The organism is Cupriavidus sp. KK10 (assembly GCF_018223725.1).
In the GTDB taxonomy this organism is placed as follows: domain Bacteria; phylum Pseudomonadota; class Gammaproteobacteria; order Burkholderiales; family Burkholderiaceae; genus Cupriavidus; species Cupriavidus necator.
The window spans coordinates 2659730-2679077 of record NZ_CP073677.1 but is presented as its reverse complement, the minus strand read 5'-3'; the positions used below and the strand labels follow the sequence as shown (position 1 = coordinate 2679077).

Below are 19348 nucleotides of genomic sequence, written 5' to 3'. Positions count from 1 at the left end.
TTTACCCGATGCTGCCTTCCAGGCTCACGCCCAGCAGCTTCTGCGCTTCCACCGCGAATTCCATCGGCAGCTCCTTGAATACTTCCTTGCAAAAACCGTTCACGATCATAGAAACCGCATCCTCTGCGCTGACCCCGCGGCTCTGGCAATAGAACAACTGGTCCTCGCCGATGCGCGAGGTGGAGGCCTCGTGCTCGACCTGGCCGGTGGCGTTCTTAACCTCGATATAAGGGAAGGTATGGGCGGCGCATTTGTCCCCCAGCAGCAGCGAATCGCACTGCGAGTAGTTGCGTGCGCCAACCGCGCTCCTGGCCATCTTCACCAGCCCGCGGTAAGCGTTCTGGCCGTGGCCGGCCGAGATGCCCTTGGAAAGGATGGTGCTCCTGGTGTTCCTGCCGAGGTGCGTCATCTTGGTCCCGGTGTCGGCCTGCTGGTAGTGGTTGGTCAGCGCGACTGAATAGAACTCGCCGACCGAGTCGTCGCCCTGCAGGATCACGCTCGGATACTTCCAGGTGATGGCGGAGCCGGTCTCCACCTGGGTCCACGAAATCTTCGAGCGCGCGCCGCGGCAGTCACCGCGCTTGGTGACGAAGTTGTAGATGCCCCCCTTGCCGTCCTTGTCGCCCGGATACCAGTTCTGCACGGTCGCGTACTTGATCTGTGCGTCTTCCAGCGCGATCAGCTCCACCACCGCGGCATGCAGTTGGTTCTCGTCGCGCATCGGCGCGGTGCAACCCTCCAGATAGCTGACGTAGGCGCCCTGGTCGGCGATGATCAGAGTGCGTTCGAACTGGCCGGTGTTGCGGGCATTGATGCGGAAGTAGGTCGACAGCTCCATCGGGCAGCGTACCCCGGGCGGGATATAGCAGAACGAGCCGTCGCTGAACACGGCGGAGTTGAGCGAGGCGAAGAAGTTGTCGGTATAGGGCACGACCGAGCCGAGATACTGCTGCACCAGCGCCGGATGCTCCCGCACCGCCTCGGAAAACGAGCAGAAGATGATGCCGAGTTCGCCCAGTTTCTGCTTGAAGGTGGTGGCCACCGAGACGCTGTCGAATACCGCGTCCACGGCCACGCCTGCCAGCAGTTCACGCTCGTGCAGCGGCACGCCCAGCTTTTCGTAGGTGCGCAACAACTCCGGATCGACCTCGTCCAGCGTCTTCGGTCCCGCCTTCTGGGAGTGCGGCGCTGAATAGTAGGCGATCGCCTGGTAGTCGATGGGCGGGTGCTTGACCGTCGCCCAGTGCGGCTCGGACATTGTCAGCCAGTGGCGGAAGGCCTTGAGACGCCACTCCCGCATGAATTCCGGTTCGCCCTTGATGGCCGAGATCATGCGGATCACGTCCTCATCCAGCCCGCACGGTACCGTGTCCGTCTCCACGGGCGTGTAGAAGCCATGCTTATAGCCCTGGTTGATCAGTTCGTCGAGCTTGCGTGCCGGGGTTGCCATGATCTGCCTTCGCTTGCCACTGTCACCTGAATCACTGAATGTCGGCTTGCGGCCCGTTTGTGCGTCGGGCGCGCAAGGCGCCAATATCCACCGGGTGCAATACCGGTTGCGCCATATCTGCCAGCGTCACGCCATTCAGTGCGCTAAAAATGACTCGATTGATCGATTGCCAGTTGGCACGGATGGCGCACAGGCCCTCCTGCGCACACAGGCCGGCAGCGACACTGCACTCGGTCATGCCGGCCGGGCCTTCCATGGCGTCAATCACCTGTGCGATCGAGATCTGTTCCGGCGGTCGCGCCAGCTGATAGCCGCCATTGGCACCGCGCATGGACTCCAGCAAGTGGTGTCTTGCCAGCATCTTCAGAATCTTGCTTGCCGTCGGTACCGCCACGCCGATCGCGGCGGCGACCTCTGCGGCACTGTAGATTCGGCCCGGGTTTCGCGCCAAGTGCGTCATGATCACCGTGCCATAGTCAGTCAGCTTGCTTAGTCTGAGCATCGTCGCCACCAGTATTTGCTAATTAGAACTAATTCGGTCCTCATTTGTTCCGACATCCGGGTTCGAAGTCAGGCCAGGATCCGGGGGATCCGCTGGCACAAGGTGGCGGGCGACGGTGTATAGATGATTATCTGCGCGAGCGGCGAGGACTCAGGCATGGTCAACCAACCCATTACCGTCATCACCGGCGCGAGCCGCGGCTTGGGCCGCGCAGCCACGCGCCGTCTGGCCACAGTTGAAGGTCATCTGGTCGTCGCCACGGCGCGCAAGCCGACGGACCTCGCGGCGCTTGAGACAGAACTCCAGCTTGGGGGGCATCCGATTGCATGCCGTCCCCTTGACGTCACGGAGGAAGGCTCGGCGGCCGCGCTGGTCAGCTGGCTGACCGAACGCTTCGGTCGCGTGGACGTGCTGATCAACAACGCTGGTGTTTCACTCGATCACTACAGCACCAGCCTGCTCGAACTGCCGCTCGAGACCCTGCGCCGCACCCTGGAAACCAATCTGTTTGGCGTGCTGCGGACCACCCAGGCGTTGGCGCCACTGCTGCGCGCCAGCCGCGCCGGCCGGGTGGTCAACCTGGCTTCGGGCATGGGACAGCTGGCGGAGATGGGCAGCGGCGTGCCGGCCTACCGAATCTCGAAAACGGCGCTGAATGCCGTCACGCGCATCCTGGCCGCCGAGATGGCCGATAGCGGTGTCAAGGTCAACTCGGTGTGCCCCGGCTGGTGTCGCACCGACCTGGGCGGCCCCGATGCGCCGCGCTCGCCGGAGCAGGGCATCGACACTGTGATCTGGCTGGCAACGCTGCCCGACGATGGCCCCACCGGCGGGTTCTTCCGCGATCGCCAGCCGATTCCGTGGTAGCCCCGGAGGGTTCGCGGCAGCCGCGTCGAAAACGCGGCTTCGAGCATCCGGATAGCGGCGGATTTCCCTACTCGGAAGGGCCATGAGAAAACCATGCAATCTGCTATGCTGAACCAGCGGAATCGCCCATATAAGCAGGCGTCGGCAGTTCATCATTGCAGATTGCGCCAGCAACTGTTTTCAAGTCTGTCCGGAGTCTGAATCCTGCAAGAGGAGACGACCATGCGCATTTCACCTTCTCTGTACGGTGTTCTGCTGGCCGCATTGATTGGACTCGGTGGTTGCGCCATGCCGGATAAGCCGAAGCCAACCATGCCTTCGTTATACGAACGGCTTGGTGGCATCCAGGCAATTACAGCGGTCGTCGACGATTTTGTTGGAAATGTTGCTGCCGACGCGCGTATCAATGCAAAGTTCGCCACGGCCAATATTCCGCGTTTGAAGACGAGACTGGTTGAACAGATTTGTGCTGGCGCAGGAGGGCCATGCACTTACTCTGGGCGTGACATGAGGACCGCCCATGCCGGCATGGGAATCACCAATGGCGAGTTTGATGCGCTGGTGGAAGACCTGGTGAAGTCGCTTACCAAATTCAAGGTGCCGTCTCAGGAACAGAAAGAGTTGCTCGGCATGCTAGGGCCAATGAGGAAGGACATCGTCTCTCGATAGCCCTGCTTTCCCTCAGCCTCGCGTCGGCCCACTAACGACCGGGCTGCCACGCGCTCGGCCATGCGCCCCGGAGGGCTGTAGTGCCGCGCGGTAATACCTTGACACCCACAACCTCATCAGAGACATAGCCCAATCGCTAACGTATGTCACGATCCGGCGCCCCCAGCCCGCGCGCTCCGGACTGGCCACTGCTACGCCCCGGAATCGGGCTCGACCGCGGCCGGCACTTGCAGGCTGCGCTCCAGCAGCGTCAGGTCGTCCCGCAGCAATTGCAGGATGGCTGCCGGACCCGGCTTTTCCAATGCGCGGCTGGCGGGCAATTCCACCGAACGTAGCGCCATATCCGCGATCTGTCCTGCGACATCATCCATGGAAACCTGTCCGGCGGGATTGAACCACCACGCGGTCCAGTTGCACATGCCTATGATCGAGAACGCCGCGACTTTCGCGTCCACCACGCGGAACGTTCCATGATCGATGCCGAATTCGATCGCTTGCCGGAACTGCTCGAGCACCGCGCGGCGCGACTGTTCCGCCATCTTGCGCTGCTTTAGCGGCAGGTTGTGTTCGTTGCGCTCCACCACGCGGAACTGCAACGGGTGCGACAGGATCAGCGTGGCATGGCGCAGCACCAGGTGGCGCAGAATGCCGGCAGGCGTGCGCATCGCTTCAGGGATGGCCTCGGTCGCCAGTTGCGCAGCGGTGCGCGTGACCGCGGTGGTCAGTTCCTCGAGGATGGCTTCCTTGCTCTTGACGTAGTAGTACAGCGCGGGGCGGCTCAGTCCCACTGCGTCGGCAATGTCGTTGAGTCCGGTGCCATCGAAGCCACGCTCGATGAAGAGGCGGGTTGCAACTTCCAGGATCGAGTCCCGCAGTGCGTCGCTCTTGGTCTGTGTCTTTGCCATGGACTGCCATTCAGTTTTTCGACGCAGGCGTCGAGACGCCACCACGATAAACAATAAGACGCGGACGCGCCACCCCAATGGCCGGCGGCTCGCACTGAATCCTTTGAAATAGTGTCACAAAGATCACTTCTATCCGTGATTCGACACGGCTGCGAATAAATTTACGCTAACGTCGAAAAATAGACTATTCTGTAAAAAACGGAGTGAGATGATGACAAGTTCCAAGACGCCCCCCCACGCATCGCCCGCGGCAGCCGGCCCGATTGCCGGGTTTCTCAATACCGACTGGAACCCGCGCGACGTGCCACCCGGCACGGTGACGCGCAACGTCGTGCTGCGTACGGAGGATGGTGCAGCCACGGGTGGCTCGCTCTACGCCGCAGGCCAGCCGGATACGGTGGTCTGCATCATGCATCCGCGTGAATTCATGGCTTGCCACTACCTGATTCCGGACATCGTGGAAGCGGGCTGCGCGGCGTGGTCGCAGTCGCCGCGTTCGGTCGGCAACGACCAGCGCCTGGAGCACGAGTTCGCGCTTTACGACGTGGCCGCAAGCGTGAGCTACCTGCTTGAAGCGGGTTTTCGCCGCATCGTGCTGCTCGGCAATTCCGGAGGCAGCGGCTTGTACGCCTTGTATGTCCAGCAATCCAACGCAGCCCCCGCGGCACGGATCCCCAGGACGCCTAGCGGCCGCGCCACCAATCTCGCGTCAGCGACGCTGCCGGCGGTGGATGGCGTCGTGTTTGTCGCGCCGCACCCGGGGCAGGGCGTGCTGCTGCAGGGCTGCATCGACCCGGCCGTGAGCGATGAATCTGATCCGCTTTCCGTCGTTCCGGCGCTCGATGCGTTCTCGGCTGCCAATGGCTTTGCGCCGGCCCCTCAGTCCTCCGCGTACCACGCTGACTTTGTGGCGCGGTATCGCGCTGCGCAGGCCATACGGGTGCAGCGCCTCGACAACCTGGCCAGGACGATGATTGCCGAGCGCATGGATGCTCGCGCGGAAGTGAAGCGCAACCCCGGTACCGTCAGCGATGCCATCCGGCGCCGCGCCGCCCACACGCAGCTCTTCACCGTGTGGCGCACGGATGCCGACCTGCGCTGCTTCGACCTGTCGCTCGATCCGTCTGAGCGCAAGTACGGATCGCTCTGGGGCGCGGACCCGTTTGCTTCCAACTACGGTTCAGTCGGCTTCGCACGTGTCTGCTCGCCAGAGAGCTGGTTGTCGACGTGGTCGGGGCTGTCGTCGAACGCGGCGCTGTCCCGGACCGCCCCGGCCATTCACCAGCCCACCCTGCTGATCGAATACACAGCTGACCAGGCCTGCTTTCCAGGCGTCATCGCGGACATCTTCCACAGCATAGCCAGCACTGACACGCAGCACCACCGCGTGCGCGGCGACCACCACGGCCGCGCGCTGGCCAAGGGCGAGGAGCCTGGCCGCTATGCGGCGGGCCGCCTGCTGCAGAGCTGGCTGCGCGAGACCTTTCCCCAATAACGAACCCGACCAATCCGATCCGGAGACGCAACGATGTTTGCAAGTACCGCTTCACCAGATGCCGGCGCGCCGCTGTGCCTGCACGGCGTCGACCATACCGCCAGGCCGACCTGGCGCCTGAAGGAAACCGTCACGTTCTATCGCGACATCCTGGGCCTGCCGCTCATTCACACGATCTCGGCACGCGGCTGGGGCCCCGCGACGCATCCCGATTTCCTGCACTTCTTCTTCGACAGCGGCAAGGGCAGCACCATCGCCTTCTTCTACTACCTTGGCAGTGTTGAGCCGGATGGCATTGCTGGCCGCGACGCCCGTCCCCCGTTCCCGGACGACCACGTCTTCGACGCCACCCACACGGCGTGGCTGGTCGAGTCGCAGGAAGCGCTGCTGGCATGGAAGGAACGACTGGAAGCGCGTGGCGTCGTGGTGTCCACCGAGACCGCGCACGAGGTGATCGAGTCGATCTACTTCCGCGACCCCAATGGCTACTTCATCGAGATCACGCGCAAGCTTCGCCCGCTTGCTGCGCTGGACGCGCGCGACGCCGATGCTACGCTGGCCGCCGCGATCGAGCTGGAGGACGAGGCCCGCGCCGATCACGCACACGTGACCTCGATCGACGAGATCTGGCTGCGCAAGGCAGAGATCCTGGGCTGCCGCCTGGACCTGGAGCAGGAGTGTCACGCATGAGCCGGTCTTCCCTGCGCATCTTCGTGCTGAACGTGCCCGAGTTCGCCTCGCTGACGGAAGCAGCGCGCCGCTTGCCGGCTTGCCGTGTCAGCGACCTCGGCGACTATACCGTGATTGCCGCGAGCGAGCCGATCGAGTTCGGGCGTCGCGAACTGGGGCTGAAGCCCGCAGTCTGGTATGGCCTGTTCACCGGCGGCCTCGACGGCAGGATCGAGTCGTTCGGCCGCGATACCGTGCGCATCGTGCCGCGCGATTATGAGTCGGCCTGAGAGCGGGAGGCAATCATGACCGGTATTCAGTTTCCGATCGAAGGCGTGGCGTATTGCCCGCGAGCGGCCGCGGCAAGGTACTTCGAGACCGGGGCGTGGGTAGACGACACCCTCGGCGGGGCGCTGCGCAAGACCGCGCGGCGTGATCCGGACCGCCTGGCATTTATCAGCGACGAGCGCGCGATCACCTTCACCGAAATCGACCAGCGCAGCGAGCGCCTGGGCGCCGCGCTGCATCAGCTTGGTCTCAGTCCCGGGGATCGCGCGATCTTCCAGATGGGGACCGCGATCGATACGGCCATTGCGTTGATGGGCTGCTACAAGGCAGGCGTGGTGCCGGTGTGTGCCGTGCCGCAATACCGTGAAGTGGAGATCGGCCAGTTGTCCGCGCTGTCGGAGCCGCGCGCCTATTTCGTGCAGGCCGACTTCAGTGCCTTCGACCTTGCCGGCTTTGCGCGCGGCATGGCGCAGCGTCATCCGTCGCTGCGGCACCTGATCGTGGCCCGGGGCGAGCCCGTTCCGGGACTCGGCGCGCACGGCGAGCACGGCCTGGACGCGCTGATCGACGGCATATCCTATGAGCAGGCAGTGGCCGTGCTGGCCCGGGTGTCGATCGGCAGCCAGGATGTGCTGAGTTTCCAGTTGTCCGGGGGCACCACCGGCGTGCCAAAGATCATTCCCCGCTTCCATGCCGAGTACATCGGCCATGCGCTCGCCTGCATGCGCCAGCTTGGCCAGACCGAACACAGCCGCCTGATCTGGTCACTGCCGTTGCTGCATAACGCTGGCCAGCTCTACGTGCTGGTACCGACTGTGGCTGGTGGTATGACATCGGTACTGATGCCGCGCGTCGACATCGCGCGCATGCTCGAACTGATCGAGCTGCATCGCGTCACGCATGGCATGTCGATCGGACCAGTTGCGCCGCAGATGATCGCCTACCAGGATATCGCGCGGCACGATCTTTCGTCGCTCGAACTGTTCGGCACGATGACGCGCGCCGACGCGCTGGAAGCGCACCTCGGCGTGCCTTGCTTCAACCTGTTCGGCACCACCGAAGGGCTGCTGCTGGGTGCCGGCGCTCGCTTTCCCGCAGGGGTCCGCCATGGCACGCAGGGCTTCTCCGGTTGCCCGGATGACGAGCTCCGCCTGCTGGCGCCGGGCACCGACGAGCCGGTGCCGCAGGGCACGCCGGGCGAACTCTGCTTCCGCGGCCCGTCAAGCCTGCGCGGCTACTACAAGGCGCCCGAGGCTACCGCGCAAACGCTGACGCAAGATGGCTTCGTGCGCTCCGGCGACCTCATGACCGAGCATGTGATCGACGGCTACCGCTGCTTCGCTTTTGAAGGCCGCCTGCGCGACAACGTGAATCGCGGCGGCGAGAAGATCGGATCGGAGGAGGTGGAAGCGTATGTCAGTCGCCATCCGGCGGTGGCGGACGCCAAGCTGGTGGCGATGCCGGACCCGCTGTACGGCGAGAAGGGTTGCATTTACCTGATCCTGCGCGCCGGGCACGCGGCGCCGGATGTTGCGGAGCTTGCGGCGTTCCTGGTTGGCCAGGGACTCGCGAAGTTCAAATGCCCGGAGCGCATCGAAGTGGTCGGGGAGTTTCCGGTGACACGGGTTGGGAAAGTCGACAAGGCTGCGCTGCGGGCCATGGTGGCACGCCGGCTGGAAGTGGAGGCAGGCATAGCCGGAACCGATGGAACGGGGAGGGTGCCAGCATGATCTGTACCGAAGCCGTACTGGCTGACACACCGTTCGTCGTACGCCGGCGCGTCAAGTGGGGCGAATGCGATCCGGCCGGCGTGGTCTACACGCCGTCCTTCTCGGAATACGTCATTTCCACCGCGGAACTGTTCTACGAGCGCCTGTTCGACGGTCGCCCTCAAAACACCAAGGACGAGCTTGGATTCGGCACGCCAACACGTGCACTGGCGTTCGACTTCCGCCGTTCGCTCTGGCCGGATGAATCGTTCGATATCGAGGTGCAGGTCGAGGCCATCGGCACGCGGACCTACACCCTGGCGCTGACGGCGCGAATGAGCGAAGGCCGCGACACCGCGTTCGTCGCCCGTCTCACCCCGATCTGCGTGAGCCGCGGGACCCGTGATGCCATCAATGTGCCCGCCTCGCTGCGCAATGCACTGGAGCAGTATCGGCGCGCTTGCGAGACGCACCAGCTTGCCAACCCAACCCACCAAGGCCAGACAGCATGAACCGTCGTACCTACCGTATCGGGCAGATCGTGCCCAGCTCCAACACGACGATGGAGACTGAGATCCCGGCGATGCTGCACGCGCGGGAGCAGATCCTGCCGGAGCGTTTCACCTTCCATTCGAGCCGCATGCGCATGCATCGCGTGGTGCGCGAAGAACTGGAGGCCATGAACCGCGAGGGACTGCGCTGTGCCGCCGAGCTGGCCGACGCGCGCGTCGACGTGATGAGCACGGCCTGCCTGGTTGCGATCATGGCAATGGGCCCCGGCTACCACCGTCAGGTGGAGCAGGACCTGTTGCGCGTCGCACGCGAGAACCACTGTGGCGCGCCTGTAATGACATCCGCAGGTGCGCTGGTGGCGGGCCTGAAGTCGATGGGCGCGCGCCGGATTGCCCTGATGGCGCCGTACATGAAGCCACTGACTGAAGCAGTGGTGCAGTACATCGAACATGAAGGCATCGAAGTCCTGGACGCGCTGTCATTCGAGATCCCCGACAACCTGGAGGTCGGGCGTCGCGATCCCATGCAGTTGCTGCAGGACGTCAGGCGCCTGAACACCGCCAATGCCGACGTCGCGGTGCTGTCGGCCTGCGTGCAGATGCCGTCGCTGCCGGCGATCCAGGCGGCGCAGGACGCGATCGGCCTGCCGGTCACGTCCACGGCAGTTTGCACGGTTCGCCAGATGCTGGAGCACCTTGACCTGGCACCCGTTGTCCCCAACGCCGGCGCGTTCCTTGCGCCGGCCAGCAAGTGAGAGGATTACCATGAATGTCGCCGTTATCGGAGGCGGGCCGGCCGGCCTGTATTTCTCGCTGTTGCTCAAGCAGCGGTATCCTGAAGATCATATCGTCGTGCACGAGCGCAACGAGGCGGGCGCCACCTACGGCTGGGGCGTGGTGTTTTCCGACGTCGCCCTGTCGTTCCTGGAGGTCGCGGATCCGGCGTTCTTCCGCAAATTCACCGCGCATCACCAGCGTTGCGATTTTATGGAGGTCACCCACAAAGGGGTGCGGGTGCCACTGCACAACAACCACTTTTCGCGCACCTCGCGCATCGACCTCCTGCGCGTGCTGCAGCAGGCGTGCGCCGACGCCGGCGTCGACATTCACTACGGCAGCCGCGTGAGCGACCCGGCGGAACTGCCAGACGCCGACATCATCCTCGCCGCAGACGGCATCAACAGCGAGGTCCGGACCCGGCTGGCGGAGCATTTCCGGCCGAGCTTCGATGTGCGCCGCAACAAGTTCGCCTGGTACGGCACCCATCAACTGTTTCACCCGGTCTCGCTGATCTTCCGCGAGACCGGCCACGGGGTGTTCATGGCTCACGCTTACCAGTACAGCGAGACACTGTCGACCTTCCTGGTGGAAGTCGACCCCGAGACCTGGCAGCGCGCGGGACTTGACACCGCCACGGAAGAAGAGAGTCGCGCCTTCTGCGAACAGGTCTTCGCGGAAGACCTGGGCGGTCACGCGTTGCTGGGAAATCGCTCCAACTGGTTCCAGGCGAGCGTGGTGCGCAATGAACACTGGTCGCATGGCAAGGTGGTCTTGCTCGGCGACGCGCTGCGCAGTGTGCATTTCTCGCTGGGCTCCGGCACCCGCATGGCGATGCAGGATGCGATCGCGCTGTGCGATGCCGTCTGCTCGCATCGCGATGATGTGCCGGCGGCGTTCCGGGCGTTCGAGGACAGCCGGCGCGATGCATCGGCGAAATTCCAGGACGCGGCCCGCCGCAGCCTCGACTGGTACGAGTCGGTCGATAGCAAGATGCACCTCGATCCGGTGGCGTTCGCCTACAACTACATGCTGCGCACCGGCAGGGTCACGCATGAAGACCTGCGCCAGCGCGACCCGGAGTTTATCGCCCGCGTGGAAGCGGCTGGTTACAACCATCCCGTTGATGCACCGACCGCGGTATAGCCGCACGCCTGCGTGAAATTCTCGCAAAACCCCGCTGTACCCGCACAAGCCGCAGCATAGCGGTAGTGCGCCGACCATCCCGGGAGACAACATGACAGCCCCATCCGCCCCCCAAGGCACGGCGGCCGGCGCGCCTGTGCGCGCCACCGTCAACGTGCGCGAATTCATCGACGCGGCACGCCTCTCATCGCTGCAGTTGCGCACCATCGCGTTGTGCTTCGCGATCGTGGCACTGGACGGCTTCGACATCGCCATCATTGGCTTTCTTGCTCCCCATATCCGCAGCGAATGGTCGCTGTCGGTGGTGGCCCTGGGGCCGCTCTTCTCTGCCGGCCTGCTCGGGCTGATGACCGGCGCTTTTCTCTGCGGTCCGCTGGCTGATCGCATTGGCCGGCGTCGCGTGCTGGTCATGTCGGTGGCGTGGTTCGGTGCTGCCTGTGCGGCATCTGCCGCGGCGCCAGGCATCGGCTGGCTGATCGCGCTGCGGTTCCTGACCGGGATGGGCCTGGGCGGCGCCATGCCCAATGCGATCACGTTGACCGCCGAGTTCAGCCCGTCGCGTCGCCGTGGCATGTTGCTGACGATCATGTTCTGCGGATTCTCCCTTGGCTCCGCGCTGGGTGGCGTGGTGACCGCGTATCTGATCGAGCAGGCCGGCTGGCGCGGCGTGCTGGCGCTGGGCGGTGTGCTACCGCTGGCGCTGGCCCCGGTACTGGCGCTGGCCTTGCCGGAATCGGTGCGCTACCTGGCCACGCGTGAAGGCATGGAGGCACGGATCGCCGCCACCCTGGCACGCATCGATGCAAGCCGGGTCACGGGCGGCCAGCGCTACGTCACCGACGAGCCTGAGGGCCCCAGCTCTCCGGTCAGCCAGCTCTTCGCGCCGCGCTACCGGCAGGGGACGCTGTGGCTGTGGCTGGCATTCTTCTGCAGCCTGCTGTTGCTGTACCTGATGATCAACTGGCTGCCGATCCTGGTCCAGCGCAGCGGCCTCTCGCTGAAAGAAGCATCGATGCTCGCGGGGTTGCTGCAGGGCGGCGGCGTGCTGGGTGCCATCGTACTGGGCGTGCTGCTCGACAGGTTCAATCCCTATGCCGTGGTGGCCGGCGCCTACACGCTGGGTGCCATCGCCGTGGCATGCCTGGCTTCGGTGAGCGCGCCCACGGCAGTGGCGGCCGCGATCTTCGTCACCGGCTTCTGCGTGAGCGGATCGCAGGTCTGCGCCAATGTGCTGGCGTCGGCGTTCTATCCGACGTCGAGCCGCGCGACTGGCGTGGCCTGGGCACTCGGTATTGGCCGGGTAGGGGCCATCGCAGGCTCGCTCGGCGGCGCATTGCTGCTATCGGCGGGATGGAGCAATGCGGCGCTCTACCTCCTGCTGGCGATTCCGGCAGTGGTCGCGGCGATCGGCATCTACCGGACCGGGCGCGTCCAGGTTGCGGTCAGTATCCCGGAGCCCGAAGTCGGGGCAGACCTCACCCGTATCGAAGCCGCTACCCCGTTTCGCAAATAGAGCGAGGCATAAGGGCTTGCCATCGGGGCGCGCGTCCGTCCACGCAGCACTCGCCGGTCAGCGCCTGTCCGCACATACCCTTGGTTGACGGGATAATTTATGTGCGTAAAATCCAATTCATAACTATGAATAATGGCAGGTCCCGGCCCTAGGCTGGCCTTGCCGGCAACGGCTTCCGACAACCGCCGTCCAGGAGACAACCCGATGAGACCGAACTCGCGCCGCCGCCTGATGCTGTGCGCCGCCGTGCTGGGCGCGATGCCCGCGCTGGCCTGGAGTGACACCTATCCCAGCAAGCCGATCCGTATGGTGGTGCCGTTTGCGCCAGGCGGCGCCACCGATGTGGTGGCGCGGCTGATTTCGCAGAAGCTGGGCGAAGCGCTCAAGCAGTCGGTGGTGGTGGAAAACCGCCCCGGCGCCAACGGTATCATCGGCACGGACATCGTGGCGCGTGCGGCGCCGGACGGCTACACGCTGCTGCTGAACAGCGCTGGCGCGCAGACCCTCAGCCCGGTGCTGTACAAGGCGGGCTATGAGCCGCTGAAGAGCTTTGCGCCGATCTCGCAGATCAGCAATATCGGCTTCGTGATGGTGGTCCACCCGTCGGTGCCGGCCAAGACCGTGCAGGAGTTTGTGGCGCTGGCCAAGTCGAAGACCAAGCCGCTGAGCCTGTCGGCCGGCAGCAGCATGATCGAGCTGATCGGCGCCACCTTCAAGTCCGCGGCGGGCACGCCGGACGTTGTCAGCGTGTCTTACCGCGGCACCGGGCCGCAGATGCAGGCGGTGGTGGCGGGGGAGGTCGACATGACCATCGACCCGTTCAACGGCATGGCGATGATCAAGGCCGGCAAGCTGCGCCCGCTGGCGGTGTTCGCGTCCAAGCGCTCGCCCGCGCTGCCGGATGTGCCGACCATGCATGAGGCCGGCTATGACGGCATGGCCTTCAATTCCTGGGCGGGCCTGTTGGCGCCGGCCGGCACGCCCAAGGAGATTGTCACGCGGCTGAACCAGGAAGTGAACCGCATCCTGGCGCAGCCCGAGATCAAGCAGCGCCTGGCAGCGATCGACTATGAGGTGGTGGGTGGCACGCCGGAGCAGTTCGCCGCGACCATTGCCGAGGATGCGGCGCGGTGGGTCAAGATCGTCAAGGATACGAACTACAAGGCGGGATCGTGAGGGCTCAGGCTGGTGCAGGCGTCGCCTGCCGCACCAGCCAGCTGCGGAACGCGCGTGCCGCGGCCGGTTCCATCCGGTCGCGCGGCCACACCGCGTAGTAGCCGCCGCCCAGGCTGGCGCTGGCGTCGCTGGCGCGCACCAGCAGGCCTTCGCGCAGGCAGGCGTCGATCATATGGCGCCAACCCAGCACGATGCCCTGGCCTTCCATGGCCAGCTGCAGCAGGATCGGGTACTGGTTGGAGGTCAGCACGTTGCGCAGCGTGGCATCGGGCAGGCCCTGGCTGGCCAGCCAGGTCTGCCAGGACATCCACTGGCGCTGGCCGTCGTCGAGCATCAGCAGGGTTTCATTGGCCAGCGCGGCCGGGGCCAGCGTGCGGCCGTTCAGGTAGCCCGGCGCACACACCGGGAACACTTCCTCGCCATACAGCCGTCGCGCCGCCAGTCCGGGCGGAGGACCCTCGCGCAGGTAGTACATGCCGATATCGAACTCCGCCGGCGACAGTGACGCCAGGCTGTCGTTGACGGTCAGGCGCAGCTGGATCTCGGGGTGCGCCTCGCGGAACGAGGCCAGCCGCGGCGTCAGCCACAGCACCGCAACGCCGCTGGAGCACGCCACTGTCAAGGCGGTATGGCTGCGCACCTTCATCACGTCTTCGGTTGCTTCGGCGCAGCCCACCAGCAGGCGCTGCACCACCTCGGCATAGCGCTGGCCGCTGACGGTCAGGCGCAGCGCGCGCGGTTCGCGGATAAAGAGCTTGCGCCCGAGAAAGCGTTCCAGCTGGGCCACCTGGCGGCTGATCGCACTTTGGGTCAGGTGCAGTTCGGCCGCGGCGCGGGTGAAGCTGCCGTGGCGCATCGCGGCTTCAAACGCGACCAGGTTGGGCAGGGGCGGGAGCGGGGAAATGCGCATGGGGGCTTCCGGTCAGAGAGGCCCCCATGATAGACCGCCGTTGCAGGCCAGCGGGAGGGGCGCGCCGCCCGGGTCAGCCTTCGCGGCGGTGGATGCGGCCGGCCTGCATCACCACGCTCAGGCGCTCGCCCTGGCCGGCGATCAGGCCGATATCGGCCAGCGGGTTGCCGTCGACCAGCAGCAGGTCGGCCAGCGCGGCGGCGCGCACGGTGCCAAGCTCGCCTTCGCGCTGCAGGATGGCGGCGGCGATCGAGGTGGCCGAGCGGATCGCTTCCAGATTGCCGAGCAGCTCGGCGCGGATGCGGAACTCTTCGGCCTGGTGGTCGTGCATCTCGCCCAGCAAGTCCGAGCCATAGCCCATCGGCACGCCGGCATCGGCATAGATGCGCAGCGAGTCGCGGCCGGCCTGGCGCACGGTCTCGATCTTGGCTACCGAATCGGCCGGCAGGCCCAGGCGGGCGCCGTCGCGCGCAAGCGCGTCGTAGGTGACCAGCGTCGGCACCGCGAAGGCGCCGTGCTTGCGCATCTCGTCGGCGGCAGCGCGGTCGACCAGGTTGCCGTGCTCGATGGTGCGCACGCCGCAGCGCACCGCGCGCGTGATGGCGCGGCCGGTGTAGGCGTGGGCCATCACATAGGTCTGTGCGGCTTCGGCTTCGGCCACGATCGCGCGGATCTCGTCTTCGCTGTACTGGGTGTTGCCGATCGGGTCGGTGGGCGAGGCCACGCCGCCCGAGGCCATGATCTTGATCTGGCTGGCCCCTTTCTGGATTTCTTCGCGCACGGCCAGGCGCACGGCATCGACGCCATCCACCACGCGCGCGATGGCACCGGCGCGGAAGGCGCACGAACAGGGCTCGAGCACATCTGAGCGCGGACGGAAATCACCATGGCCGCCGGTCTGCGACAGCGCCTTGCCCGACGCAAAGATGCGCGGCCCCGGCACCAGCCCGGTGGCAACCGCCTGCGACAGGCCCCAGTCGGCGCCGCCGGCATCGCGCACGGTGGTGAAGCCGCGCTCCAGCATGCGCTGCATGATCGGCAGCGCGCGGATAGCCACCAGCACGTTGGGCTGCACCGCGTTCAGGCCGAGGTTGGCCAGCGAGGCCAGCACGTGCACGTGGCAGTCGATCAGGCCGGGCATCACGGTCTTGCCGCGCGCGTCGATGCGCTGTGCGCTGGGGGCATCGATGGCCGGGCCGACCGCGGCAATGCGCTCGCCTTCAACCAGCACGTCGTGGCCGCGCAGCAGCTCGCCCGTGCCGGGTTCGAGCACATCGCCGCCGTGGAAAAGGATCTGGGGACTCTGGGACATATCAGCGTTGTTGCAGGTAGGAAGGTTCGCGCACGAAACGGGTGCCGACCAGGCTGATGGCGGCGGCGATCATCACGTAGATGGCCGGGGCCATGCTGCTGCCGGTGGTGGCGATCAGCCAGGTGATGATGAACGAGGCAAAGCCGCCGAAGATCGTCACCGCGAAGTTGTAGGCGACCGACAGGCCGGTCGACAGCACGCGCGCCGGGAACAGCTCGGAGAAGGCCGCCAGGATCGGGCCGGTGTAGGTGGCGATCAGCACGCCGAACACCAGCTGGAACACCAGCAGCGACGACAGTCCGGGTACATGGTTGATGAAGGTGAACATCGGCCACGCCAGCACCAGGATCAGCAGCGCCGAGCCGCTCAGCAGCACGCGCCGGCCGATACGGTCTGCCAGCAGGCCAACCAGCGGCGCGAACACCATGATGGCGCTGCCGCCAGCCATGCCGGCGATAAAGCCGTCGGCCTGCGGCACCTTCAGCACCTTGACCGCGTAGGTCGGCATGTAGAACAGCAGCACATAGGTGCACACCGTCCACAGGATCACCATCGAGAAGCTGGCCAGGGTCTCGCGCGGGTAGGCCTGCACGATTTCCTTCAGCGGTGAATCGGCGCGCTCGGCGTTGTCGCGGAAGGTCGGGGTTTCATCGAGGTGGTGGCGGATGTAGTAGCCCACCGGGCCGATCACGATGCCCAGCAGGAACGGCAGGCGCCAGCCCCAGCTGTTGAGCGCCTCGGTGCTCAGCGAACTGGTGACGAAGGTGCCCACCGCCGCGCCCAGCAGCACGGCCACGCCGATGCTGGCCTGGATCCAGCTGGAGTAGTAGGCACGCTGGCGCGCCGGGGCGTACTCGGTCAGGAAGGCGGTGGCGCCGCCCATCTCGCCGCCGGCGGAGAAGCCCTGCATCAGGCGCGCGATCACGATCAGCAGCGGGGCCAAGATGCCGACCTGGTCATAGGTCGGCGCAATGCCGATCAGCGTGGTGCCCAGCGCCATCAGCAGGATGGTCAGCGACAGTGCTGCCTTGCGGCCCACGCGGTCGGCGTAGATGCCCAGCACGATGCCGCCCACCGGGCGCATGAAGAAGCCCACGCCGAAGGTGGCCACGGCCAGCAGCAGCGAACTGAGGTCGTCGCCGGTGGGAAAGAACAGCTTCGCGATGATGACCGCGAAGAAGCTGTAGACGGTGAAATCGAACCATTCCAGGCCATTGCCGATCACCGTGGCGATGATGGCGCGGCGGCGCTGGCTGGGCTGGATGGCGGGCGCCGCTGGCGCTGCTGGTGTGTAGGGTGCGCTCGTGGGCGCAGCACTGTTTTGCATGGCTTCCTCCTCTGTGGCAGCTGCCGGGGGCGAGGGCCGGTGTCAGCCGGCCTGGCAGATGGTGCAGCCGATGTTAGGAGAAGGCGGGGCGCAGACGGTAGCGATATCTCCGCATGAATGCATGCGCGTGGCGCATGGCTCGGGTTGACCGCGCCGCTGGCCTGCCATTACACTGCGCCCCGTTCTTATCAGCGGAGTTATCCGTGGACAGTTGTCCCAGTCATTCTCGCGGAAGGGAAGTTTCCCGGGCCGCCGGGGTGCGCTGAGCCACTGCAGTCGTCTTTCGCTGCGGTGCCGCCATCGCGCCCCGCAGTGTCCCCCGTTGGCCAGGTGCAAGCCTGCGCCCGCCGGTGCCGTTCCTCCCTTCCTGTCCTTCAATGTCTTGTCATGGCCTGCGCGTAACGTTCGCGGCCATGTGGCGGTATTTGTCAGGAGGGTTGCCATGGTGTGGCACCAGTTCTTCGTGCGTCTGGCCACAGTGGCCATCGTGGCCGCGGCCTGCCGGCCAGCGCTCGCGGCCCGGCCGCTGATCACCGACGATGCCCGCATTGTCGATCCCAAGTCCTGCCAGCTGGAATCGTGGATGCAGTTCCAGTCCGGCGGCAATGAACTCTGGGCGCTGCCGGGGTGCAATCCCTCCGGCAACCTGGAACTGACGCTGGGCGGATCGCTGCAGCGGATCGATGGCGGGCTGGATGCCACCAATGTGCAGTTCCAGGCCAAGACGCTGCTGAAGCCGCTGGAGACCAACGGTTATGGCATTGCGCTGTCCGTTGGCCTTATTCATCATCCCAATGCCGAGCAACGCAAGCTGTTCGGCAACCTGTATCTCAATGTGCCGGTGTCGGTCTCGTTTGCCGACGACCGCTTCGTCGCGCACCTGAACGTCGGCGCCAACCGCGACACCGAGAACAACCAGACGCGCATGACATGGGGTGTCGGCACGGAGACGGCACTGCACCCGCGCGTGTTCCTGGTTGCCGAAACCTTCGGCGAGAACCGCGGCAAGCCGTTATTCCAGGCGGGATTCCGTTTCTGGGTGGTGCAGGACCGCGTGCAGGTCGATACCACCTACGGCAACGTGTTCGGCGGCGGTACCGGCGCGCGCTTCTTTACGATCGGGCTGCGGCTGCTGTCGCCGGCGTTCCTGCCGTAGTGGCAAGCGCGCCGGCCATGCTGCCAACCATGTCAGCGGACGCTAGTGAAAAGCAAGCTCAAGCTCCACGCCGCTGTAGTCAACGCGCGGAGCAAGCCTGCGGCGTGGCCCTTGTTCAAAGTGAATCAAGCCGTAGCCCTCCATCGTGCGGAGGGTCCGCGACAGGTTCGACACGGCGCGTCCGGTCTTCTGCGATAGCTCTTCGAGCGATTCAGGATTCGTTTCCGCGATCAGCGCAAGCAATTGGCGATTGGCGGGGGACAGGACCTTTGCCAGCACGTCCAGCGATTGAAACCAGACCTTGGGCTCATCCTTTCCGGGCTTGAGTTTGCCGCGGGCGATCGCCATGGTGCGGGCCTTGAAGTCTTCCAGTGAGGCGATGCCAATCTTGAGGTTGCCGCTCATCATTCACTCCTTTTGCTGCAGGATCTTGTCGACCTCTGTCCAGAAATCTTCCAGCAACGTGGAAGCATCCTGGTAGTCGTAGAATCGAACGCCCGCCGCCATGTGCTGGTGGCCGTACTCAATGCGCGTCCGCACTCCTGGCCCGGATCCCTCATTGATGCCGTGCGCATTGTCAAAACCAAGCAAACGGCAGCCAATCCTGTCATGCAGTGTCAGCGAATACCTCAGTCCGTGAGGGCGTTCCTGCGAGATAGGGCAGGTGCGCACCACGATTTTCACCCAATGCAAGCTTTCGTCATCTATGACGAAGCGGAGCCCATCCAGGTCCAATAGTGTGTCGAGGCTACGGTCGCGCATAGGTATGCTATCATAGTGTGATAAGTATGGCGAGCCCGACCGCTTGCATAGTTTCGTACGCCCATAGGACGCTCGAACAACGTTTGCCTGTGGCCAAGGCTCGTCTGGCTAGCACATCACTTTGCCACCGACAATGTAACGAGGAGGTTATTTTCTGGAAATCTGGCGCATATTCAGAGCTTTCCCAAAGGGCTTTCCTTGCT

General features: G+C 65.0%; 20 protein-coding genes. 12 read left to right on the top strand and 8 right to left on the bottom strand.

The window, feature by feature from the left end; translation table 11 throughout:
* Position 1: 1 nt before the first annotated feature.
* Positions 2 to 1450: a Fe-S cluster assembly protein SufB gene (sufB, locus tag KB879_RS12755; RefSeq protein ID WP_153953496.1), complete on the bottom strand. Its 1449-nt coding sequence runs from the start codon at positions 1448 to 1450 to the stop codon at positions 2 to 4.
* Between the two features lie 31 nt (positions 1451 to 1481).
* Positions 1482 to 1952 (bottom strand): SUF system Fe-S cluster assembly regulator, encoded by a 471-nt coding sequence (locus KB879_RS12750; protein ID WP_013953167.1) that lies wholly within the window; start codon positions 1950 to 1952, stop codon positions 1482 to 1484.
* A 156-nt stretch (positions 1953 to 2108) separates the two neighbouring features.
* Here KB879_RS12750 and KB879_RS12745 point away from each other — a divergent pair, with 156 nt between their 5' ends.
* Together KB879_RS12745 and KB879_RS12740 are read left to right on the top strand one after the other, a co-directional pair.
* A complete protein-coding gene (locus KB879_RS12745; protein ID WP_211981593.1) occupies positions 2109 to 2819 on the top strand; it encodes an SDR family oxidoreductase in 711 nt (236 codons plus the stop codon).
* Between the two features lie 222 nt (positions 2820 to 3041).
* Entirely contained in the window at positions 3042 to 3488 is a 447-nt protein-coding gene (locus KB879_RS12740) for a group 1 truncated hemoglobin (RefSeq protein ID WP_153953498.1), read from the top strand.
* Positions 3489 to 3679: 191 nt separating this feature from the next.
* Here KB879_RS12740 and KB879_RS12735 read toward each other — a convergent pair whose 3' ends face one another.
* The gene (locus KB879_RS12735) at positions 3680 to 4393 is read right to left on the bottom strand and encodes a TetR/AcrR family transcriptional regulator (RefSeq protein WP_153953499.1); all 714 of its coding nucleotides are present in this window, start codon (positions 4391 to 4393) and stop codon (positions 3680 to 3682) included.
* Between the two features lie 208 nt (positions 4394 to 4601).
* On the opposite strand from KB879_RS12735, the gene KB879_RS12730 reads away from it, so the two are divergent.
* From KB879_RS12730 to KB879_RS12695, 9 genes are all read left to right on the top strand, one after another.
* A complete protein-coding gene (locus KB879_RS12730; RefSeq protein ID WP_211981591.1) occupies positions 4602 to 5888 on the top strand; it encodes an alpha/beta hydrolase in 1287 nt (428 codons plus the stop codon).
* A 33-nt stretch (positions 5889 to 5921) separates the two neighbouring features.
* On the top strand, positions 5922 to 6578 hold the full coding sequence (locus tag KB879_RS12725; RefSeq protein WP_194946779.1) for a VOC family protein: 657 nt from the start codon (positions 5922 to 5924) through the stop codon (positions 6576 to 6578).
* Positions 6575 to 6847 carry a hypothetical protein gene (locus tag KB879_RS39355; RefSeq protein WP_194946780.1) on the top strand — a complete coding sequence of 91 codons (273 nt, stop codon included), beginning with the start codon at positions 6575 to 6577 and terminating at the stop codon, positions 6845 to 6847. Before KB879_RS12725 ends, KB879_RS39355 begins: the two co-directional genes overlap by 4 nt.
* Positions 6848 to 6862: 15 nt before the next feature.
* Positions 6863 to 8575, top strand: a complete 1713-nt coding sequence (locus KB879_RS12720) for an AMP-binding protein (protein ID WP_153953501.1) — start codon at positions 6863 to 6865, stop codon at positions 8573 to 8575.
* Positions 8572 to 9066, top strand: a complete 495-nt coding sequence (locus KB879_RS12715; protein ID WP_211981589.1) for a thioesterase family protein — start codon at positions 8572 to 8574, stop codon at positions 9064 to 9066. Before KB879_RS12720 ends, KB879_RS12715 begins: the two co-directional genes overlap by 4 nt.
* Entirely contained in the window at positions 9063 to 9821 is a 759-nt protein-coding gene (locus tag KB879_RS12710; protein WP_153953503.1) for an aspartate/glutamate racemase family protein, read from the top strand. Before KB879_RS12715 ends, KB879_RS12710 begins: the two co-directional genes overlap by 4 nt.
* A gap of 10 nt (positions 9822 to 9831) precedes the next feature.
* Positions 9832 to 10989 carry an FAD-dependent monooxygenase gene (locus tag KB879_RS12705; RefSeq protein WP_211981587.1) on the top strand — a complete coding sequence of 386 codons (1158 nt, stop codon included), beginning with the start codon at positions 9832 to 9834 and terminating at the stop codon, positions 10987 to 10989.
* Positions 10990 to 11080: 91 nt separating this feature from the next.
* The gene (locus tag KB879_RS12700; protein WP_249221293.1) at positions 11081 to 12502 is read left to right on the top strand and encodes an aromatic acid/H+ symport family MFS transporter; all 1422 of its coding nucleotides are present in this window, start codon (positions 11081 to 11083) and stop codon (positions 12500 to 12502) included.
* Between the two features lie 204 nt (positions 12503 to 12706).
* Positions 12707 to 13678, top strand: a complete 972-nt coding sequence (locus tag KB879_RS12695) for a tripartite tricarboxylate transporter substrate binding protein (RefSeq protein WP_153953505.1) — start codon at positions 12707 to 12709, stop codon at positions 13676 to 13678.
* Positions 13679 to 13682: 4 nt separating this feature from the next.
* Here the strand turns inward: KB879_RS12695 and KB879_RS12690 are convergent, their stop codons facing one another.
* From KB879_RS12690 to KB879_RS12680, 3 genes are all read right to left on the bottom strand, one after another.
* The gene (locus KB879_RS12690) at positions 13683 to 14588 is read right to left on the bottom strand and encodes a LysR substrate-binding domain-containing protein (RefSeq protein WP_211981585.1); all 906 of its coding nucleotides are present in this window, start codon (positions 14586 to 14588) and stop codon (positions 13683 to 13685) included.
* Between the two features lie 73 nt (positions 14589 to 14661).
* Positions 14662 to 15900: an amidohydrolase family protein gene (locus KB879_RS12685; protein ID WP_211981583.1), complete on the bottom strand. Its 1239-nt coding sequence runs from the start codon at positions 15898 to 15900 to the stop codon at positions 14662 to 14664.
* A gap of 1 nt (position 15901) precedes the next feature.
* Positions 15902 to 17227, bottom strand: a complete 1326-nt coding sequence (locus KB879_RS12680) for an MFS transporter (protein WP_013953160.1) — start codon at positions 17225 to 17227, stop codon at positions 15902 to 15904.
* A gap of 442 nt (positions 17228 to 17669) precedes the next feature.
* Here KB879_RS12680 and KB879_RS12675 point away from each other — a divergent pair, with 442 nt between their 5' ends.
* A complete protein-coding gene (locus KB879_RS12675) occupies positions 17670 to 18383 on the top strand; it encodes a hypothetical protein (protein ID WP_211981581.1) in 714 nt (237 codons plus the stop codon).
* A gap of 42 nt (positions 18384 to 18425) precedes the next feature.
* Here the strand turns inward: KB879_RS12675 and KB879_RS12670 are convergent, their stop codons facing one another.
* Together KB879_RS12670 and KB879_RS12665 are read right to left on the bottom strand one after the other, a co-directional pair.
* Complete coding sequence (locus KB879_RS12670; protein ID WP_112776617.1) at positions 18426 to 18791, bottom strand: helix-turn-helix domain-containing protein; 366 nt, start codon at positions 18789 to 18791, stop codon at positions 18426 to 18428.
* Positions 18792 to 19145, bottom strand: coding sequence for a DUF6516 family protein (locus KB879_RS12665; protein WP_153953509.1), 354 nt, complete (start codon positions 19143 to 19145; stop codon positions 18792 to 18794). It lies immediately after the preceding gene.
* Between the last annotated feature and the right edge of the window lie 203 nt (positions 19146 to 19348).

Coding starts and splice junctions, on each gene's coding strand:
- sufB (WP_153953496.1), bottom strand. CDS start 1,450: ATGGCAACCCCGGCACGCAAGCTCGACGAACTGATCAACCAGGGCTAT.
- KB879_RS12750 (WP_013953167.1), bottom strand. CDS start 1,952: ATGCTCAGACTAAGCAAGCTGACTGACTATGGCACGGTGATCATGACG.
- KB879_RS12745 (WP_211981593.1), top strand. CDS start 2,109: ATGGTCAACCAACCCATTACCGTCATCACCGGCGCGAGCCGCGGCTTG.
- KB879_RS12740 (WP_153953498.1), top strand. CDS start 3,042: ATGCGCATTTCACCTTCTCTGTACGGTGTTCTGCTGGCCGCATTGATT.
- KB879_RS12735 (WP_153953499.1), bottom strand. CDS start 4,393: ATGGCAAAGACACAGACCAAGAGCGACGCACTGCGGGACTCGATCCTG.
- KB879_RS12730 (WP_211981591.1), top strand. CDS start 4,602: ATGATGACAAGTTCCAAGACGCCCCCCCACGCATCGCCCGCGGCAGCC.
- KB879_RS12725 (WP_194946779.1), top strand. CDS start 5,922: ATGTTTGCAAGTACCGCTTCACCAGATGCCGGCGCGCCGCTGTGCCTG.
- KB879_RS39355 (WP_194946780.1), top strand. CDS start 6,575: ATGAGCCGGTCTTCCCTGCGCATCTTCGTGCTGAACGTGCCCGAGTTC.
- KB879_RS12720 (WP_153953501.1), top strand. CDS start 6,863: ATGACCGGTATTCAGTTTCCGATCGAAGGCGTGGCGTATTGCCCGCGA.
- KB879_RS12715 (WP_211981589.1), top strand. CDS start 8,572: ATGATCTGTACCGAAGCCGTACTGGCTGACACACCGTTCGTCGTACGC.
- KB879_RS12710 (WP_153953503.1), top strand. CDS start 9,063: ATGAACCGTCGTACCTACCGTATCGGGCAGATCGTGCCCAGCTCCAAC.
- KB879_RS12705 (WP_211981587.1), top strand. CDS start 9,832: ATGAATGTCGCCGTTATCGGAGGCGGGCCGGCCGGCCTGTATTTCTCG.
- KB879_RS12700 (WP_249221293.1), top strand. CDS start 11,081: ATGACAGCCCCATCCGCCCCCCAAGGCACGGCGGCCGGCGCGCCTGTG.
- KB879_RS12695 (WP_153953505.1), top strand. CDS start 12,707: ATGAGACCGAACTCGCGCCGCCGCCTGATGCTGTGCGCCGCCGTGCTG.
- KB879_RS12690 (WP_211981585.1), bottom strand. CDS start 14,588: ATGCGCATTTCCCCGCTCCCGCCCCTGCCCAACCTGGTCGCGTTTGAA.
- KB879_RS12685 (WP_211981583.1), bottom strand. CDS start 15,900: ATGTCCCAGAGTCCCCAGATCCTTTTCCACGGCGGCGATGTGCTCGAA.
- KB879_RS12680 (WP_013953160.1), bottom strand. CDS start 17,227: ATGCAAAACAGTGCTGCGCCCACGAGCGCACCCTACACACCAGCAGCG.
- KB879_RS12675 (WP_211981581.1), top strand. CDS start 17,670: ATGGTGTGGCACCAGTTCTTCGTGCGTCTGGCCACAGTGGCCATCGTG.
- KB879_RS12670 (WP_112776617.1), bottom strand. CDS start 18,791: ATGATGAGCGGCAACCTCAAGATTGGCATCGCCTCACTGGAAGACTTC.
- KB879_RS12665 (WP_153953509.1), bottom strand. CDS start 19,145: ATGCGCGACCGTAGCCTCGACACACTATTGGACCTGGATGGGCTCCGC.